Here is a 17539-nt window from a genome sequence, read left to right on the forward strand (position 1 = left end):
CGGTTTCCTATGACAAACACGAATCAAATTAGTCAAACAAGACAGCGAAACAGCTATCTGGTATTGGGCGGGGCTCGTTCAGGTAAGTCGAGTTTTGCAGAGCAACAAGCATTATGTGCGTTTGAAGCATGTTCAAATGGACGCCTCAATTATATTGCGACAGCGACGTATCTTGATGACGAAATGCGAGAACGAATCTCGCACCATCAACAACGTCGTGGAGAACAGTGGATCGAGCATGAAGTACCCGTTGAGTTAGCCGAAAAACTGCAGTCTTTTGAGAAAGAAGATGTGGTGTTGATTGACTGCCTAACATTGTGGTTGAACAACGTCATCTTTGAACTGGGTGATGATGCAACCAATGAGCAGATTGAAGCCGTGGTTGAAGTTTTGGTAAAAAGCGTCGAGCAAAGTCCGGCACAAATTATCATGGTGTCTAATGAGGTCGGTTTAGGTGTGGTGCCACTGGGTAAAGTGTCGCGCTTGTTTGTTGACAATGCTGGGCGAATGAACCAAGCGCTAGCTCGCGTTGTTGAACGAGTCACTCTGGTCGCAGCAGGGTTACCACTAAGCTTAAAACCATCCAATCACTTGCTTGATACTCAAGCCTAGGTCACGCACATGGTCAATGGAACAACCAAAAACATCTATCTGCTAAGACATGGCAAAGTCGAAGGAAAAGCTGCACTCAATGGTTTATCTGATGTATTGGTGAGCCCTGAGCTTCAAGAACAGATATGTCAGGCGCTTGCTACACAAGACATTACCTTTGATAGCGTGGTTACCTCGCCATTAAGACGATGTGGTGGTCTCGCGAGCTTGTATGCAGAGCGTATGTCTGTGCCTTTGTCGGTTGCACCTGGCTTTCAGGAAATGAACTTCGGTGAAGTCGATGGTGTCCCATTTGATGAACTTGAAGACAAGTGGGGAATGCTAGAAACCTTTTGGCAAAACCCAGCAAATCATCAATTGACTGGCGCAGAAAGTTTACAGAGCTTCCACGACAGAGTAACTCAAGCTTGGTCGCAACTTTTGAACAATCCAAGTGACAATATATTGTTGGTTACTCATGGTGGTGTGATTCGTATTCTGTTAGCGGAATGCCTTGATATCGATTGGAAAAATCCGAGTTTGTACTCGAAGTTATCGATAGAAAACGCGTCGATAACTCATATTCAAATCACTCAGTTTGCACAGAGTGTTATCAGCGTTAAATCGATAGGGCTGCCTGTTCTCTGAGTGTTCAAAAAACACAGTTTAAGAATTAACAATCTATTAGATCTGTAAATAGACACAGATCTAATAGATCGAAATATAAAGCGGCGCTCACAGCCGTTATACCTGATTGGTATTACTACCTACGTGAAAGGAATTTAGTCATGACAACACCGAGTTGGGATCTAAGCATTGCTTACAGCGATCTTAATGATGCAAAAATCGAACAGGACATTGAACTCATTCAGCAGTGTATTGAGCTGTTGAACTTACACGTTGAAAAGCGTCACATAATTTTAGCGATGCAAAACGCGATTCAGACTTCAGAAGCGGCAGGCACGTTACTCAGCACGATCAACACTTTCGCTAATTGCCACGCATCGGTTGACGCGACACACACAGAAGCGAAAGCACTGCTTGGTCGTGTTGCGAAGCTGAACTCTGAAATGTCTCAAGCGTTCAGCCCTTATGAAGACACCCTGATTCACGCTGAACCAGAGTTTATTGATGCGGTTTTAGAACACGAGAGTGCCGATGTTGCAGGCCAACGCTTCGCGATTGAGAGCTCACGTAAATTAGCAAGCAGCCGACTCAGTGTTGCTGAAGAGCAGTTGTTAGCGGCTATGAAGGTTGATGGCCGTGATGGGTGGGGGCGTTTATACGACAACCTAACCGGTTCTTTAAAGCTGTCACTAAAGCTGGACGGTGAAGAGGAAGCTCTGGGCTTTTCTCAAGCGGCGAGCTTGTTGTATGGCAGCGAATTCGACAAACAAGAACCGGCATGGCGCGCCGTTCAAGGTGCGATGAAAACGCATCAAGAGTCTTTTGCTTCGATCCTAAATGCATTGGCGGGTTGGCGACTGACTGAAAACAAAAAGCGCTCGAAGATTAGCGATGTGCATTTCTTAGATCCAAGCCTACACGGCAGCCGCATCGTACCTGAAACGTTAGACACCATGATGTCTGTTGCGAAAGCTAATCGAACGGTTGGCCAGAAAGCGGGTTTGTTGATGGCAAGAGTTCACGGTTTAGATGAAATGAAGCCTTGGAATCATTTAGCAGCAATGCTACCACTCGGTGACGCTGAATCTAAGATCTACCCATTTGATGAAGCGATCGAAGTGATCAAAACTGCGTTCGCTGAAGTAAATCCAGAGATGGCTGATTTCGTCGCTTTGATGGTTGAGAACGGTTGGATTGATGCAGCTCCAGCTGCGAACAAACGTCTAGGTGCGTACTGCACCAAGTTTGCAGCGACACGCACACCACTTGTGTTCATGACATGGAGTGGCAGCCGCTCAAACTTAATGACATTGGCGCACGAACTAGGCCACGCGTTCCACAACTGGGTGATGAAAGACATGCCGTTGTGTCAAACACGCTACCCAATGACGCTAGCAGAAACGGCTTCGATCTTTGCTGAAAACATCGTTCGTGACCATCTATTGAAGCAAGCAAAAACACGCAATGAGAAACTTGAAATGCTATGGGAAGAGCTTTCTTCTTCTTTGGCATTAATGGTGAACATTCCTGTGCGTTTTGAGTTTGAAAAAGCTTTCTACGAGCAGCGTGAAAAAGGTGAGCTAACGGCTCAGCAGCTGTGTGACTTGATGGAAACGACTTGGAAAGAGTGGTACGGCGATGCAATGACAGAAGCCGACCCTTACTTCTGGGCGAGCAAGCTGCACTTCAGCATCTCTCAAGTAAGCTTCTACAACTACCCATACTTGTTTGGTTACCTATTCAGTAAAGGTGTTTATGCTCAGCGAGATGCGAAAGGCGAGCAATTTTACGGCGATTACGTGTCGTTGCTTCGTGATACAGGCAGCATGATGGCGGAAGAAGTCGTTCAAAAGCACCTTGGTATGGATCTGACTCAAGCGGATTTTTGGCAACAAAGCATCGACATGGTCAAAGTTCAAATCGATGAATTTGAAAGATTACTCGATCAGGAAGATTAATTGATCTCAATCTGTTCATGGCAGGTAAGAGCTGTGTTAGCTTACGTGGCTCTTATCTTGCTGAGATGACCTGAGACAACCAAAAGCTGCTCTAAATAGCGAAAGTTATTTGGAACAGATGTCGGTTAGTAAAATCAGCAGGTAATACAAAAATATATGGGTAGTATTTGTGAGTGATAACGGAGTTTCTATTGATAAGTGCGATCCTAGCAACACAATTTCTATGTACAATTTATTAACATACGGCCGTGCAATTAAGGAGTAGCGCATGACGAAGACCCTCTTTCGCCAATCATTTCTTTTTGACAGCCTAGATCTTGAGCAAGAAGTGGTTGCAGGACAGACCGTACTGAGTAACGGTGTTCAAATTAAGCTTCATCAACGCGGTGTATTGGAAGTGATTCCCGCAGAGTACAATTCTGAAACCAAGAATATCATCTTTTCAACAGGTGTTCATGGCGACGAAACTTCACCAATGGAGCTGATTGATAAGCTCATTGAGGATATTGAAACAGGCTTCCAAGTAGTGACAGCAAGATGTTTATTCATCATTGCTCACCCGGAAGCAACCAATGCGCATACTCGTTTTCTTGATGTGAATATGAACCGTCTGTTTGATGAAAAACAGCACGAAAGCAACCGAGAAGTGGATATCGCGAAGAACCTTAAGTACTTGGTGACTGAGTTTTACAAAGAAACGGTACCTGCCACTCGTTGGCACTTAGATCTGCACTGTGCGATCCGTTTGTCTAAGCATTACTCTTTCGCCGTAAGCCCTAAGGTTCGCCACGAAGTTCGCAGCAAAGCTTTGTTCGACTTCATCAACAGTGCTCACGTTGAAGCTGTGTTGTTATCGAATGCGCCAACGAGCACTTTCAGTTGGTACAGTGCTGAAAACTTCGAAGCCCAAGCACTGACAATGGAGCTAGGGCAGGTAGCAAGAATTGGTGAGAACCAACTTGATAAGCTAACTGCTTTCGATTTGGCAATGCGCAATCTGATTGCTGAAATAGAACCAGAGCATTTGCCGAAGAAAACCATTACATATCGCGTAAGCCGAACGATTGTTCGTTTGCACGATGACTTTGATTTCATGTTCTCTGATGACGTGGAGAACTTTACCGCGTTCAAGCACGGAGAAGTGTTTGGTCATGATGGTGATAAGCCATTGATGGCGAAGAATGAAAACGAAGCAGTGGTATTCCCAAATCGTAACGTGGCTATCGGTCAACGAGCGGCCTTAATGGTGTGTGAAGTTGAAACACGATTCGACCACGGTCAGCTTGTGTACGATTAATACCGAGTCGAGTTATAGCAACGAAAACAACCTCTCAACTGGTTGAAATATCAAGGTTCACATTACGGTGTGAGCCTTGAGTTTATTTAGGGATACAGGTAAGGTTACGCGAACAATTTCAAAGTAGCTTGATATGGATTTCCAACAACTTCTTCACCAAAAACAGCGCAAATGGAACAGAGCCATTTATCTGATGACAGCACTGCTTGTCACGCTGAGTGCGATTTACCTAATGGTTGGCGATCTCTTCATTTCCCCTCTGGACACCTTATCCACGTTAGAACAAAAACTACTGATTGATTTACGCTTACCTCGATTATTAGCAGCGATTGCGATCGGGGCAGGGCTAGCTGTATCTGGCGCTAGCTTGCAAGTCTTATTAGGCAACGTATTAGCAGAGCCAGGAGTGCTCGGCATTTCTGGGGGCGCAAGCCTCGCCATGGTGATTGTGCTGTTCTTCTTGCCGTTTGCGCCGACCCCAGAACTGTTCATGATTGCTGCGGTTTTAGGCTCGCTCTGTTTCACCGTGATACTGGTGAGCATGGTAAAAACGATGCGACTCACCACGGCTAAATTACTGCTGGTGGGTGTTGCATTAGGCATTCTTTCTGGCGCGATGGTGACATGGGCGTTCTATTTTAGTGATGACTTAAGTCTACGCTTGTTGATGTATTGGCTGATGGGTAGCTTGGGTGGTGTAACTTGGTACCAACACTCGCTCACGTTAGTGATGATCCCCGTTATTATCTGGTTGTGTTTGCAAGGCAGCAAACTAGACAAACTGATGATAGGCGAAACGCATGCCGCACAGTTAGGCGTGAATGTTCCGAGATTACGTTGGCGTTTAATCTTTGCTGTCTCAATTTTAGTCGGTTGTGCCGTGGCATTAGGCGGCGTGATCAGCTTTGTTGGCTTGGTTGTGCCACACTTATTGCGTTTAGCGATTGGTACTGATAACAAATATCTGCTTCCTTTGTCTGCCGTTGCTGGTGCTGCATTGCTTGTATTTGCTGATATCTGTGCAAGAACCTTATTAGATTCCGCAGAGCTGCCTTTGGGTGTGATGACCACCAGTATTGGTGCGCCTATCTTCATTTGGATGTTAATTAAAAATCATGATTCAAATTAAGAGCCTGAGCGTCGGCGCTCGTTTATTACCACTATCATTTGAGCTCAAGCAAGGGCAGGTGACTCATGTTATCGGCCCGAATGGCAGCGGTAAAAGTACCTTACTCGAAGCGATATCTGGCATTGGTGATGGCTATAAAGGTGATATAAAGTTCGACGGGCAGGATTTGTCACAACTGTCGCTACAAGATTTATCATTACATCGTGCTTATTTATGCCAAAGCGCAAGGCCAGCCTTCAACTTGGAAGTATTCCAATACCTTGCGTTGTCATTGCCAAGTTCATCGCATGGCCTTGAGGCTGAAATCAACGCAGCTTTGGAAGAAATCAGCCATATGTTAGACATTGCAGACAAACTTCATCGTTCAATTCAGACACTGTCTGGTGGTGAATGGCAACGCGTTCGCTTGGCGGGCATGTGTCTGCAAATCTGGCCGACACTTAACCCCTACGCGAAGCTGCTGATCCTCGACGAACCTGCCGCTCCGTTGGATATTGCACAAGAAGCCTTGTTGTACAAGCTCATTGAACGAGTAGCAGAGAAGGGGATCGCAGTTATCATGGCTAACCATGATTTGAACAGAACCCTAAGACACGCAGACCAAGTGTTGCTGCTCGATAAGGGCGTACTGCAAGCATCAGGTACCGCTACAGCAGTGCTTATTCCAGAACAACTAGAGTCCGTGTTCAACACTGAAGTCAAAAGTATCTCAGTCGATAATCAAACCTATCTGCTGTTTGGTTAGATAGGGCGTTTGTCTAGAAAGAGTATTTGCTAAAAGGTTATTTGGTTAAGCGGATTCTTGGGTTCAAGACGAGTTAGTAAAGGAAGCGAATATGTTTAGATACATCCAAAGAAGAAGAATCAAAAAGGTGATTAAGTCATTGTCTGCAAAGATGGTGAAGAGCTACGGAAGCCGTGATTTCTTCTCGATTGGACAGGTTGAGACGAGCTCTAATGAACTGAGCAAGCGCCAACAACAGATTGCTTTAGCCTTGTTTGCGGATCCAAAAGACCTTGCTGTTGAATTGGCTCCCACTATCTAGCTGTTACGTAATGATGTGTCGAATGACTTCTTCGGTGGAGAAGAGTACACAGCGCGAGATGTACTCAATCTATTGGGTGGCGGCGGTTGGAAGGGCGGTCGTATGGACGATGACATGTCGCATCGTATGGGCATGAATAGCCGTTATTAATTGCCTTATCATTACTCAACTTGTGTACAACTCGTGCAGCATACTTAATGTATATATTGGAAGCGGCTTAATCATTAAGCCGCTTTTTTATTCACTTTGAATAATGTTGCGTCAATCAAGACGGAATACTGAGATCCGATAATTCGAAGCAACATCATCTATCGACAACGCATTTCTTTGAGTTGTGTGACTCTGATTCCTATCAATATAAAACCCGCTGTTATTGATAAAATTGACGTATATATTTTTCGTTGTTCTTCAAATAAAAACTATAAACCCTCGAAGTGCAATTTTGATTGGTAAGTGACCAATTGATGTGATGTGCAGGGTAAAATAATAGAGAGTGGGAAAGTGACAACAATAAATAATAATATTCTAAAAGTAGCAGTAGGTATGGCTATGCTATCGAGTGTGCCTTCAGTGGCAAATGCTCATGGTTGGTCTGAATTTCCAAGTGCGCGTCAGAACACGTGTTACGAGCAAGGCGGAATCTGGTCGGGTACACCACCTAATGCTGCGTGTGCTCAAGCAAAAGACATTTCTGGTTCATATCCGTTTGTTCAACGTAACGAATACGCTAAAAATGTTCAGGATTTCAATAATATCAATGCTGTAAAAGCGGCGATTCCTGACGGCACGTTATGTTACGCCAATGATTCGCAAAAACGCGGTATGGGTGCGCCTCATACTGGTTGGACTCGTACTGAACTAAATACTGGTACGTTTGAATATGTATTCAATGCGACTGCGCCACACAACCCTTCTTTTTGGGAGTTCTACCTAACGAAACCAAACGCAGACCTAAGCAAAGGCTTAGCGTGGGGAGACTTAGAGCTTATCCAAGAAGAGGGTAACGTTCCGGTTAATGGTGGTAAGTACCGCATTAACGTCACTATCCCTTCAGACCGTTCTGGCGATGCGATTCTATTCGTTCGCTGGCAACGTGATGATGCTGCGGGCGAAGGCTTCTACAACTGTTCAGACATCACTATCGCGGGTGGCACAACCCCTCCACCAGAGCCGGGTCCAGAGCCCGATCTAGTGCGTGGTGATCTGTTTGTTTCAGACCAATTTGGAACGCCAGAAGTTGGTGATACAGTTAAGTACGACATCATCAACAAGTATGGTGAAGTAGCGCGTAGCTTCGACATCGTCATCGATGCTTCAAACATTAACGATTGGGCTCGTTTGTTGGCTTCAGAAATCAATGGTTGGCATGAAGAGTTTAAAGATGGCGCGATCTTCATTGGTGACTGGCACGCTGAAATGCAGCACTACATGTACTTCCAAAACGATCCTTCACGTAACTTCTTCAACTCAAAAGATAGCCGTGCTTCTGGTCAGTTAACGCTGATTGATGGTGGCGACGGTGGTGTTGAACCACTGAAAGGTGACATCTACGAGCTAGTGAAGAGTGACAATGTTGTGAATGCTGGCGATAAAGTTGTGATTGCAACAAGCGAAGCGGCGACATTGACTCAAACTCAAGGTTCTTCAGTAAGTATCCAGAATAACGGCACGGCTTCTATCGTAGTTGATACCGCTAGCATCACTGCAAACGAAACTTTATCGTTTATGGCTAGCTCAATTGAAAACGACAGTGTTGAAACCTTCACGTTCGAAGTGATTGCTGATGACGGTGGTGTAACACCAGACCCCGATCCAACGCCGGATCCTGATCCGACTCCTGACCCAGACAATGGCACTTGGGACTCATCAGCGACTTACCTTGGTGGCGAAGTCGTGACTTACTCGAACCAGTCATGGAAAGCGCAATGGTGGGTTCAAGGTGGTACAAACCCTAAAGCGACCTACGAAAATGAAAAATGGGGCGTTTGGCGTCCAGCTCAATAACTCCATAGGTTTCACGATATGGGCACACCTGAGGTGCCCATATCTAATGACCTCGAGTTTAACTAACCTTGATTCCACGAATTTATTTCTTCAGAACATCCAGATACATTCCTCACGTCAGCCCCAATAAAAACAATTTCATCTAACCTATTGTTAAATATTTACTATTTGGTAATGTGTCTAGTTGCACATTGAGGATGTGCATCACATTTAGCGAAGAATAATAGTAGGAGTTGCGATGAGTATTATAGTGAGACGGTCTGAACCGTCAGATGCAAAGGGAATAAAAGAAGTTTACGAATGCACTAATGCTTATACCGGTACGCTGCAACTCCCAAATCCATCTCTGGAAAGCTGGCAGAAACGAATCTCTAATATTCCCGACAACGTATACTCGTATGTCGCAATGATTGACGATGAGATTGTTGGCAACTTGGGAATGGAAGTGTGTGTGAACCCAAGGAGACGACATGTCGCTTCATTTGGTATGGGTGTTAAAGATGATGTACTAGGCAAAGGTGTTGGTAGCCAACTGCTCGCAACAGCAATCGATTTGTGTGATAACTGGATTAACATCAAGCGAATGGAACTCACCGTCTATACCGATAACGAAAGAGCCATCAGCCTGTATAAGAAGTTTGGATTCGTGATTGAAGGAGAGTCTGCAGGGTTCGCTTTCAGAAATGGCGAATATGTGGCGGCTTACCACATGGCGCGACTGGTATAGCACTCGGCTACAACTGACACTCGGCTACAATTAATACACAGCTGCAATTTACACAGTTACAAATCATTGACAGATAATAAAACGCCACGTTATTTAAACGTGGCGTTTGCTATTTTGGTTCGCTAGTACTTCAAACCGCTACAGCCATAACCTAAGTTCAGCCGTAAACTTAGTTAAGCCGTTAGTGGCTCAAGGTTCGCAGGGCGGTAGTGTACCGATTTTAGTACTTTACCTTGGCGAACTGTCTTGCCTTCAGATACGAAATCTTCCGCACACTTCGCGATGATGTATTCGCCTTTTTGAACCGCCATCAGTTTGATGCTCTGCTCAGCATAGAAAGCTTCCGTTTCTGCGTATTCTGTTTCGTTACGACACACTTTGCTCATGTTGCTTGAGTGTACTTCGTCCCAACAAGGTAGAAAGTCGATTGAACGGTTTTTAGAAACATTCAACAGTAGGTCGATCAGGTAGCTGATTGCTAGGTTGTCTTCTACTTTCGACTGACCAAGGTGGACTAAACGTCCCATCAAAACATAAACGCTGTCTACAATAGCGTCCGCTTGTTCGATTTTAGAGTCAGCTTCTGCAAGTTCTGTTAGTTCTTCGATCGCTAGAGAGGTATGTAGCGTATCGCCTTTTTCGTCCATTGTTTCAGGAGCAGCAACAGGCAGATCAAAAGTACTGCGGAACTCTTCAATGTCGCGGTAAAGGTGATCGTAGATTTCTTGGCTTAGTTGAGAAAGGTTCATTTTCCTATCCATTCTGTTTCGTTAATGGATTATTTTATCAAAGCTCGGAATAGGGTGCTAACGCAAAGTCGAAGAAGTCGACTTTTATTCATTGGACCAATGAGGTATTTTGCATACAAACCGATTGATTATTATGTTTTCTGCCCTTTATTAGTAATAAACTCAATATTGGTGTTGTCATTTATCTCGTCAGCAGTGGGATCTCCGTTATGTACCAAGCCAGTGAAAGCGAAATTGTTATACGCCGTTTGTATCAAATCACCAATGATTATCGAAAGGGCTTCGATATTCAGATCGCTCAGCTGCTTATTATGGGGCTTGAACGCTTCAACCTTGATATTGGTATCTTATCGAAAGTCGATGGTAATTCTTATTTAGTTGAGCACTGCGTTACACCTGAAGGGGTAGCACTCAATAGCGGTGACACCTTCGATTATCGTTCGACTTATTGCGAAATTACTTGTAAATCGATTGGTCCTATCTGCATTGAGCATTGTGGTAAGCACGATAAGTATGCGACTCATCCTGCCTATCAGTCTTTTGGTTTGGAGTCATACATTGGTATTCCCATTTTCGTTAATGATGAGCTTTATGGCACCTTAAACTTTTCAAGCCCAGAGCCTTATCATCGTGAGTTCAAAGAGTTCGATATCGACGTGATGAGGCTAATGGCCTCATGGATCGAAGTAGAGCTGGTTAGAAGACAACAAGAACGAAAACTCAAAGAGCTCAATGAGAAGTTAGAGTACCAAGCTATGTACGATCCTTTGACACATTTACCAAATAGACGTTGCTTGTTCAAAACGTTGAATGCGGAAGTCGAGCAGTTAAAAGGCTCTTTAGGAAAAGGAACCTTGGCAATTGTCGACATCGATTTCTTTAAACAGGTCAATGACACTTATGGCCACCAAATGGGTGATGTTGTCTTAAAGAAAGTGGCGAACGTGCTAAGTAATAACACTCAAGAGGGTGAGTTTGTGGCGCGTTTTGGTGGTGAAGAGTTTATTCTTTGGTACCCAAATAAAACACCAAGTTGTGTAGAAGATAAGTTCATGACTCTTTTGCAAGAGATGAAGAAAATCACGCTGGATAGAAAGCCTGTTACTATATCAATCGGTGCGTGTCATTTTGAGTTGAGTACAGGGGATACCAAAGGGGAAAGGATGTCGGCGTTAGATAAGCTAATCAAAGTTGCCGATGAATGTCTGTACATTGCGAAACAAAATGGACGAGATCAGTTCATTTCTCGTCCATATCATCAAGAGCGCTCAGGAATATGAGCCAGCATGTTAGCGATTAACTGAACAGGTAAGGGAATAATTTACGGCGTTCTTCAGGTGTTAACGACTCAACTCTTGCGATGTTGGTATCAGGAATCGCTTCAGGGTTAGGGTAGTGCTTCAGCACCTTTTCCATACTCGCTTCACGAATTAAATGATAAACCGGATACGGAGAGCGGTTGGTTAGGTTTTCATCGTCTTCTGGAGCTGCACCACCAAAGCAATAGTCTGGGTGGAAGGTTGCAACTTGGTAAACACCTTCCCAATCTTCTTGCTTGATCAGCGCTTCAATCCAATCAATGAACATGTTGTAGTCGAAAAAATCTTGCAGCATGTTAGGTACAACCACCAAAGTCGTCTCTAATTCCGCGACTGGTGTGTTATCTAACTCTACGAAATGCGTCATGATGTCTTGCAACAACACTTCTTCCGTATTTGCTTCACTCACAAAGATCTTAATCTGTTTATTACGTTGTGGCTTGGCTGCGAATGGACACAGGTTTAGGCCAATAACGACATCGTCTAACCACTGCTTTACTTGGTCGTGGATGATTTGAAGATCTGTGCTTTGAGTGTTCGACATAACAGGTTCCGAAATGAAATTTTTCGTAGGATATCAGAACGGTCGTTAATCAAAAGCAATAATTGAGTTACAACCTCAGTCGTACTTATGCTTGTGCGAGTTTGGACGCCGATACTTGCTGCTGTTTTAACTGGTAGACCCAAGCAAATATTGCGACATAGAAGATCGAGCCGCCTGCAATCACGCCATTCCAACCGAACAGTTGCCAGCAATATAGGAGTAAGAAGCCTCCTAAACTGCCACCTATGTAGTAGTGTACTAAGTAAAGTGCCGTTGCTGTCGCTTTGGCGCTCGGTGCTTTTTGGCTCACCCAAGAGTAGGCAAGAGTGTGGGCGAAGAATGCACCGCCACTAATCAATAACAAGCCAGCTAACATGAACGGGACTTTATCGACGGCAGAAATTAGCATCCCAATCAGGCTAATACACACGCCCATTAATATACCGTTTAACGGATCAAAGCGAAGTGTCCATTTGTTGGAGAGCTTAGAGCTTACCGTTCCGGCCAAGTAACATAGGAATATAAGCGAAGCTAAACCCACTGGCACAGAGTGAGGCGCAGATACTAGCCTAAAGCCCATTACCGAATACAGGTTAACGAACAACGCGAAGTTAGCACCACCAATCAACATCGCGAGCCACAAGGTACGGTTTCTTAAGTGCATCACAACCGAGCGGTTATGATGAAAGAACAACCCTTTCTGTGGTTTGAAGTTTTGTTGATCAGGCAATCTAAAGGCGATATAGAGCGCGCCAAGCAAAGATCCGACAACGAAAAACAAAACCGTTGCGTGCCAGTCGAAATAATCCGTAATCAAGCCACCCAATACACGCCCGAAGATGCCACCTAAAGAATTAGCCGCAATATATCCTCCAATCGCGACTGCGAATGCTTTGGGTGATAACTCTTCGACCATATAGGCAACCGCCACGCCCGCAAAAGCAGCGACTGCGATTCCCATGAATGCTCGGGCAATAACAAGTTGCAGTAGAGTGGTTGTGAACACCATGCTCAGCCCGATTAGCGGGATAGCAAATAAGCTGAACAGAATGATGGGTTTTCGACCGAAGGTTTCAGAAGCGATCGCCCAAGGCACCAAGCTGATGGAAAGCCCAAGTGTTGTCGCGGCAAACAGCCAGTTGATTTGAGTTTCAGATACTTGGAAGTGCTCCGCCATGTGCGGCAAGATTGGCTGAAAGAGGTAAAGGTTACAGAAAATGATAAACGAGCCAATCGCCAATGATTGGGTGATGCGTTTGTATTGAGGACTGCCTTTATCAAACATTTACGTTGTGCCTGCACGAGTTAGTAAGCTATTTGTGAACAAGTTATCAGTACAAGTGTAATTAAAGAAATATATTAAAAATATCACCTCTATATATTTAATATATCGCCATGCTTGAATCAAAACCACTTCGACATTTTCTGGCTGTTGCGCAGTTTGGTAACTTCACCCAGGCCGCCAAAGCGCTGCATATCGCACAGCCTGCATTGAGTATTTCTATTAAAAAACTCGAACAGACGCTTGAGTTGATTCTCTTCCGTCGAGGAGATAAATACGTAACATTAACGGAAGAGGGAAAAGTATTGTTCGAACACGCCAAGAGGATTGCTCAACAGTTCGATGATGCTCAACTCGCAATGAACGAGTTAAAGGGGTTGGAGAAAGGAGAAGTGCGGTTAGGCGCTCCAAGCATGATGGGCAGTTACTTTTTCCCGCAAGTCGTGATGGCATTTAAAAGCCAATACCCAAACCTAAAGTTGACCTTGATTGATGCTGGCACCGCATCTATTCGAGAAATGTTGTTAAACGGCGAACTGGATATTGGTGTAATCAACCATGAAAATGTGCCAGATGACCTTGAAACTGACCACCTGTTAAGCTCAGAAATGTTAGCGGTCGTTGGCAAAGATCACCCACTGGCAACGCAACCATCCATCACCTTTGAAGAGTTTTTTGCTCAAGAGCTGATCATGTTCAAATCAGGCTACTTCCACCGTGATTTTATCGATGCGACTTGTAAGAAGTACAACCTCGATATGACCATCGCGTTCGAAACCAATTTATTGCCGATGATCCTTTCTATCGTGAAGCGAGAGTTTGCCATTACTGCGCTGCTTAGCTTAGTTACAGAATATGAGTCAGATGTGGTGGGGCTACCATTTAAAGATCCGGTTAAATTGAATTTGTCTCTAGCTTGGAGAAAAGAAGGTTACTTATCAAAAGCAGATAGAACCTTTATTGATTTCGTGAAGCAGTATGTGTGATTAAGTCAGATATAAATAAACAAAGCCCGAACATCCTTGGTTGGACATTCGGGCTTTGTTTGTAGAAATATAAGTCTCTAGAGCACGTTAAGTGTTCTTAGAGTTATACATCTTATCGAAGTTCTTCTGATTCCAGCCGACCATCACCTGATCGCCGATCTTAAGCACGGGGATAGAACGAGCACCCATCGCTTGCAATTCTTTACGGCCACGCTGCATCTTTGCATTCGTCAGGCGGTAAACAATTTTCTTAGAGTCTAAATACCTTTGGGCATCTTTACAGTGCGGGCATTTGTCTGCGACGTACAATACAACACGTTTCATTTTTTCATTCTCTTGGTGAATCTCGTTAAAGTGTAACGAATCCTAGGTGATTAGAAAAGTGTGATCAGTTACACTATGCGGCTCAATTTTCAAGACCACAACGTATTGTCGTGGTGTAACTTGTACGGTCTTTCAGCATGCATCCTTCTTTACGCTATATTCAAGGCTATCCTAAGCACATTCTTGATCCTGTGACTCAACTTGTCGAGTCGGGTAAATTGGTGCCTTGGTTTGAAGCTCGCTACCCAAAGAATCATGAAATAAAAAGCGAGAAAGCCCTGTTTGACTATGCGATTGAGATAAAAAATCGCTACATGAAAAAAACACCACCGATCAGCAAAGTGATTTACGACGGCAAGATACACCTAATCAATAATGCGTTAGGTCTTCATTCTTACGTTGCGAAGAATCACGGTGGAAAGATCAAATCAAAGAATGAAATTCGTATTGCCAGTGTTTTTAAAAATGCACCAGAACCTTTACTTAGAATGCTGGTGGTACACGAACTGGCGCATATCAAAGAGAAAGAGCACGACAAAGCCTTTTACCAACTATGCTGTCACATGGAACCGGAATATCATCAACTTGAGTTGGATGCCCGTTTATTCATGATGTATTTAGATTTAAAGAAGTAGCCCAATGAGCCAATCACAAAATAGAAAGACGCTAAGCCTGTCGAAAAACAGTACTTCATCAGCAAAAACAAAAGACAATCAAGCTGATGTTAAGCCAAGTACAGCTAAGCCAAGCAGCGACAAGCGTATTTCTACAAAGAACACATCAGATAAAAGCCGCAAGAGTAGTGCACCGAAAGGTACGGGCAATAACAAAGCAAAGCGACCTTTTGCAAAAGATAGCAAAGGGAAGCAGGGCGCGAATAAAGGATCATCAAATAAGGGTTCTTTTAATAAAACGGCTTTTAACAAGAACGCAGCTCAGAAAAGACGTTCTTCTGAAAAACCTCAAGGTGGATTACACCCAAGAAACCAGCACACTGGTCGTTATGACTTTGAGTTGTTGGTTGCCTCGTTGCCTGAGCTAAAAGAGCACCTGATCAAGAACCCAGTAGGAGAAGACACCATTAACTTCTCTGATCCATTGGCCGTTAAGCTACTCAACAAAGCTTTGTTAGCACACCACTACGGCGTTAAACATTGGGATATTCCTGCTGGTTACTTGTGCCCGCCAATTCCTGGCCGTGCAGACTACATTCACAGAGTGGCCGACATCCTTAATAGCGATGGCCAAGGCGAACCATATAACCACGCGTCTGTGAAAGCATTAGATATTGGGGTTGGTGCAAACTGTATCTACCCGATCATTGGCACCACGGAATACAAATGGCGTTGCACAGGTACAGATGTTGATCCTGTTTCCATCAAAACAGCGAACTTCATTGCGGAAAGCAACGTTAATCTAAAAGGTAAGATCCGAGTTCGCCTACAAGCTGACTCTGAATCTATCTTTAAGGGCGTGATTAAGGGTAATGAACGTTACGATGTCACTATTTGTAACCCTCCATTCCATAGCTCCCTTGAAGAAGCGGAAAAGGGGTCACAACGTAAACTGGATAACCTAGCGGCGAACCGTGCTAAGAAGGCAGGTCAGTCATTTAAGCCAGAAATGAACAAGAAGCCAGCCAAGCAAAATAAATCAACTAAGCAAGATAAACCAACCTTAAACTTTGGTGGTCAAAAAGCCGAGCTTTGGTGCCCGGGTGGCGAAGCTGCTTTCATCATGAAAATGGCGAGAGAGAGCCAGCTTTTTGCTACTCAAGTTTTGTGGTTTACGACATTGATCTCTAAGAAAGATAACGTCGATATGGTTCGTTCAGAGCTGGGTAAGCTACGAGCTAAACAAGTGAAAGTTGTCGAGATGTCGCAAGGCCAGAAGGTGAGTCGTTTTATCGCATGGACCTTTATGGACGATGAACAAAGACAAGAGTGGATCGCGCTTAAGTAACGACTGCACTTAATTAAGATATTAAGTCGAAATTATGAACGGGCTTGTTGTTAACGCAACAAGCCCGTTTTTTGTGTTTTGCATATTCGCTAAGCAGAAAGCAACTCATCTAACTTACTCTGATATTTCTGCTCTAGGGCTTTGTTCCCGGCTTTGTTTTCGAGATCGACCAAGATTTGAAGTGATGGAATTTGATAGCCATAACGCTGGTGGAATTTGAATAAACGAAGTCGAGCTTCATTGTAATCGGCTTCACTTACTTCGATTTTAGAAAGCTGTAATATCGACTTTACTCGATTTGGGTCATGGTCAATGGCGCGAGTGAAGTAGTACTTCGCTTGGTCAGTATTGCCAGCCTTAAATGCGCAAAATGCCGCGTTTTCATAACTTGCAGACACCAAGTAGTAGTAGGGTTGGTCGATGGCTCGATTGAAGTACTTGTCGGCTTGTTCGTATTCGCCCTGTTTACACAAAAATGTACCGTAGTTGTTCAATACATTACCGTTTCTAGAATCGAGACTGAGTGCTTTGCGGTAAGTGGTTCTCGCTTCGTCTACTTCGCCCACTTGTTCGTAGTAATGCGCCATTGAAAGTCGAGCACGGTAGTAGCTAGGTGCGTGCTTGATAGCCAGCTCAAGATTTTCACGCGCTCTTACCATATTGCCTTGTCCCATATAGCCCAAACCTAATTCGATTCGAGATTCAGACATCGCAATAGGATCGCTTTCAATTTTTGGTGGTCCTTCAGTGACAGAGACGCAACCGACCAACGAAAGCGAGGTGAGTAGTACCAAACTTGATAACGAAAGGGGGCGGTGCAACGAAATCGGATTTGAGAATGACGGCTTGGCAGGCATGTGAAGCTCCTTATGAACACCAACCCATCATATGAAATCAAACCCATTGAAGTGGTAAATCTATTATGGAATGCGACTCAACCACCATAAAAAAACCGCGTCCAATTTGGAGTCTTATCAACAACCTATTGAACACG

At 44.2% G+C, this 17539-nt stretch carries 17 protein-coding genes and 1 pseudogene; 13 read left to right on the forward strand and 5 right to left on the reverse strand.

What is annotated here, in order from left to right:
- Positions 1–9: 9 nt before the first annotated feature.
- The 9 genes and pseudogenes from cobU to OC193_RS07095 all read left to right on the forward strand — a co-directional run bounded on the left by cobU (position 10) and on the right by OC193_RS07095 (position 9379).
- Complete coding sequence (cobU, locus tag OC193_RS07055; protein WP_048658526.1) at positions 10–612, forward strand: bifunctional adenosylcobinamide kinase/adenosylcobinamide-phosphate guanylyltransferase; 603 nt, start codon at positions 10–12, stop codon at positions 610–612.
- Between the two features lie 9 nt (positions 613–621).
- On the forward strand, positions 622–1239 hold the full coding sequence (locus tag OC193_RS07060; protein WP_048664876.1) for a histidine phosphatase family protein: 618 nt from the start codon (positions 622–624) through the stop codon (positions 1237–1239).
- Positions 1240–1379: 140 nt separating this feature from the next.
- The gene (locus tag OC193_RS07065; RefSeq protein WP_048664877.1) at positions 1380–3176 is read left to right on the forward strand and encodes a M3 family oligoendopeptidase; all 1797 of its coding nucleotides are present in this window, start codon (positions 1380–1382) and stop codon (positions 3174–3176) included.
- A gap of 268 nt (positions 3177–3444) precedes the next feature.
- The gene (locus tag OC193_RS07070; RefSeq protein ID WP_017057427.1) at positions 3445–4473 is read left to right on the forward strand and encodes a succinylglutamate desuccinylase; all 1029 of its coding nucleotides are present in this window, start codon (positions 3445–3447) and stop codon (positions 4471–4473) included.
- 133 nt (positions 4474–4606) lie between these two features.
- Positions 4607–5602 (forward strand): vitamin B12 ABC transporter permease BtuC, encoded by a 996-nt coding sequence (gene btuC / locus OC193_RS07075; RefSeq protein ID WP_048664878.1) that lies wholly within the window; start codon positions 4607–4609, stop codon positions 5600–5602.
- Entirely contained in the window at positions 5589–6347 is a 759-nt protein-coding gene (btuD, locus tag OC193_RS07080) for a vitamin B12 ABC transporter ATP-binding protein BtuD (protein ID WP_048664879.1), read from the forward strand. The genes btuC and btuD overlap by 14 nt, the downstream gene beginning before the upstream one ends.
- 91 nt (positions 6348–6438) lie before the next feature.
- Positions 6439–6798: pseudogene (locus OC193_RS07085) on the forward strand (DUF6559 family protein).
- Between the two features lie 399 nt (positions 6799–7197).
- Entirely contained in the window at positions 7198–8652 is a 1455-nt protein-coding gene (locus OC193_RS07090; RefSeq protein WP_048664880.1) for a lytic polysaccharide monooxygenase, read from the forward strand.
- A 238-nt stretch (positions 8653–8890) separates the two neighbouring features.
- A complete protein-coding gene (locus tag OC193_RS07095; RefSeq protein ID WP_048658534.1) occupies positions 8891–9379 on the forward strand; it encodes a GNAT family N-acetyltransferase in 489 nt (162 codons plus the stop codon).
- A 173-nt stretch (positions 9380–9552) separates the two neighbouring features.
- Here OC193_RS07095 and OC193_RS07100 read toward each other — a convergent pair whose 3' ends face one another.
- Positions 9553–10128 (reverse strand): nucleoside triphosphate pyrophosphohydrolase family protein, encoded by a 576-nt coding sequence (locus OC193_RS07100; RefSeq protein WP_048664881.1) that lies wholly within the window; start codon positions 10126–10128, stop codon positions 9553–9555.
- 209 nt (positions 10129–10337) lie between these two features.
- Here OC193_RS07100 and OC193_RS07105 point away from each other — a divergent pair, with 209 nt between their 5' ends.
- Positions 10338–11408, forward strand: coding sequence for a sensor domain-containing diguanylate cyclase (locus tag OC193_RS07105; protein WP_048664882.1), 1071 nt, complete (start codon positions 10338–10340; stop codon positions 11406–11408).
- A gap of 16 nt (positions 11409–11424) precedes the next feature.
- Here OC193_RS07105 and OC193_RS07110 read toward each other — a convergent pair whose 3' ends face one another.
- Complete coding sequence (locus OC193_RS07110; protein ID WP_048664883.1) at positions 11425–11991, reverse strand: DUF1415 domain-containing protein; 567 nt, start codon at positions 11989–11991, stop codon at positions 11425–11427.
- Between the two features lie 85 nt (positions 11992–12076).
- A complete protein-coding gene (locus tag OC193_RS07115) occupies positions 12077–13276 on the reverse strand; it encodes an MFS transporter (protein WP_048664884.1) in 1200 nt (399 codons plus the stop codon).
- 110 nt (positions 13277–13386) lie between these two features.
- Between OC193_RS07115 and OC193_RS07120 the strand changes: the two genes are divergently transcribed.
- Positions 13387–14259: a LysR family transcriptional regulator gene (locus OC193_RS07120; protein WP_048664885.1), complete on the forward strand. Its 873-nt coding sequence runs from the start codon at positions 13387–13389 to the stop codon at positions 14257–14259.
- Between the two features lie 87 nt (positions 14260–14346).
- Here OC193_RS07120 and OC193_RS07125 read toward each other — a convergent pair whose 3' ends face one another.
- Positions 14347–14583: a glutaredoxin family protein gene (locus OC193_RS07125; protein ID WP_016786183.1), complete on the reverse strand. Its 237-nt coding sequence runs from the start codon at positions 14581–14583 to the stop codon at positions 14347–14349.
- A gap of 137 nt (positions 14584–14720) precedes the next feature.
- Between OC193_RS07125 and OC193_RS07130 the strand changes: the two genes are divergently transcribed.
- Together OC193_RS07130 and rlmF are read left to right on the forward strand one after the other, a co-directional pair.
- Positions 14721–15218 carry a YgjP-like metallopeptidase domain-containing protein gene (locus OC193_RS07130; protein ID WP_004734935.1) on the forward strand — a complete coding sequence of 166 codons (498 nt, stop codon included), beginning with the start codon at positions 14721–14723 and terminating at the stop codon, positions 15216–15218.
- Positions 15219–15222: 4 nt separating this feature from the next.
- A complete protein-coding gene (rlmF, locus tag OC193_RS07135; RefSeq protein WP_048664886.1) occupies positions 15223–16545 on the forward strand; it encodes a 23S rRNA (adenine(1618)-N(6))-methyltransferase RlmF in 1323 nt (440 codons plus the stop codon).
- Between the two features lie 89 nt (positions 16546–16634).
- Here the strand turns inward: rlmF and pilW are convergent, their stop codons facing one another.
- Positions 16635–17402 (reverse strand): type IV pilus biogenesis/stability protein PilW, encoded by a 768-nt coding sequence (pilW, locus tag OC193_RS07140; protein ID WP_048664887.1) that lies wholly within the window; start codon positions 17400–17402, stop codon positions 16635–16637.
- Positions 17403–17539: the final 137 nt, after the last annotated feature.

The sequence above is a fragment of the Vibrio crassostreae genome (assembly GCF_024347415.1).
In the GTDB taxonomy this organism is placed as follows: Bacteria; Pseudomonadota; Gammaproteobacteria; order Enterobacterales; family Vibrionaceae; genus Vibrio; species Vibrio crassostreae.

What these genes read in the sequence shown, in the direction of transcription:
- OC193_RS07070 (WP_017057427.1), top strand. Translation starts at nt 3,445, where the DNA reads ATGACGAAGACCCTCTTTCGCCAATCATTTCTTTTTGACAGCCTAGAT.
- btuC (WP_048664878.1), top strand. Translation starts at nt 4,607, where the DNA reads ATGGATTTCCAACAACTTCTTCACCAAAAACAGCGCAAATGGAACAGA.
- OC193_RS07060 (WP_048664876.1), top strand. Translation starts at nt 622, where the DNA reads ATGGTCAATGGAACAACCAAAAACATCTATCTGCTAAGACATGGCAAA.
- OC193_RS07065 (WP_048664877.1), top strand. Translation starts at nt 1,380, where the DNA reads ATGACAACACCGAGTTGGGATCTAAGCATTGCTTACAGCGATCTTAAT.
- OC193_RS07095 (WP_048658534.1), top strand. Translation starts at nt 8,891, where the DNA reads ATGAGTATTATAGTGAGACGGTCTGAACCGTCAGATGCAAAGGGAATA.
- OC193_RS07100 (WP_048664881.1), bottom strand. Translation starts at nt 10,128, where the DNA reads ATGAACCTTTCTCAACTAAGCCAAGAAATCTACGATCACCTTTACCGC.
- OC193_RS07090 (WP_048664880.1), top strand. Translation starts at nt 7,198, where the DNA reads ATGCTATCGAGTGTGCCTTCAGTGGCAAATGCTCATGGTTGGTCTGAA.
- btuD (WP_048664879.1), top strand. Translation starts at nt 5,589, where the DNA reads ATGATTCAAATTAAGAGCCTGAGCGTCGGCGCTCGTTTATTACCACTA.
- cobU (WP_048658526.1), top strand. Translation starts at nt 10, where the DNA reads ATGACAAACACGAATCAAATTAGTCAAACAAGACAGCGAAACAGCTAT.
- OC193_RS07115 (WP_048664884.1), bottom strand. Translation starts at nt 13,276, where the DNA reads ATGTTTGATAAAGGCAGTCCTCAATACAAACGCATCACCCAATCATTG.
- OC193_RS07130 (WP_004734935.1), top strand. Translation starts at nt 14,721, where the DNA reads ATGCATCCTTCTTTACGCTATATTCAAGGCTATCCTAAGCACATTCTT.
- OC193_RS07105 (WP_048664882.1), top strand. Translation starts at nt 10,338, where the DNA reads ATGTACCAAGCCAGTGAAAGCGAAATTGTTATACGCCGTTTGTATCAA.
- OC193_RS07110 (WP_048664883.1), bottom strand. Translation starts at nt 11,991, where the DNA reads ATGTCGAACACTCAAAGCACAGATCTTCAAATCATCCACGACCAAGTA.
- rlmF (WP_048664886.1), top strand. Translation starts at nt 15,223, where the DNA reads ATGAGCCAATCACAAAATAGAAAGACGCTAAGCCTGTCGAAAAACAGT.
- OC193_RS07120 (WP_048664885.1), top strand. Translation starts at nt 13,387, where the DNA reads ATGCTTGAATCAAAACCACTTCGACATTTTCTGGCTGTTGCGCAGTTT.
- OC193_RS07125 (WP_016786183.1), bottom strand. Translation starts at nt 14,583, where the DNA reads ATGAAACGTGTTGTATTGTACGTCGCAGACAAATGCCCGCACTGTAAA.
- pilW (WP_048664887.1), bottom strand. Translation starts at nt 17,402, where the DNA reads ATGCCTGCCAAGCCGTCATTCTCAAATCCGATTTCGTTGCACCGCCCC.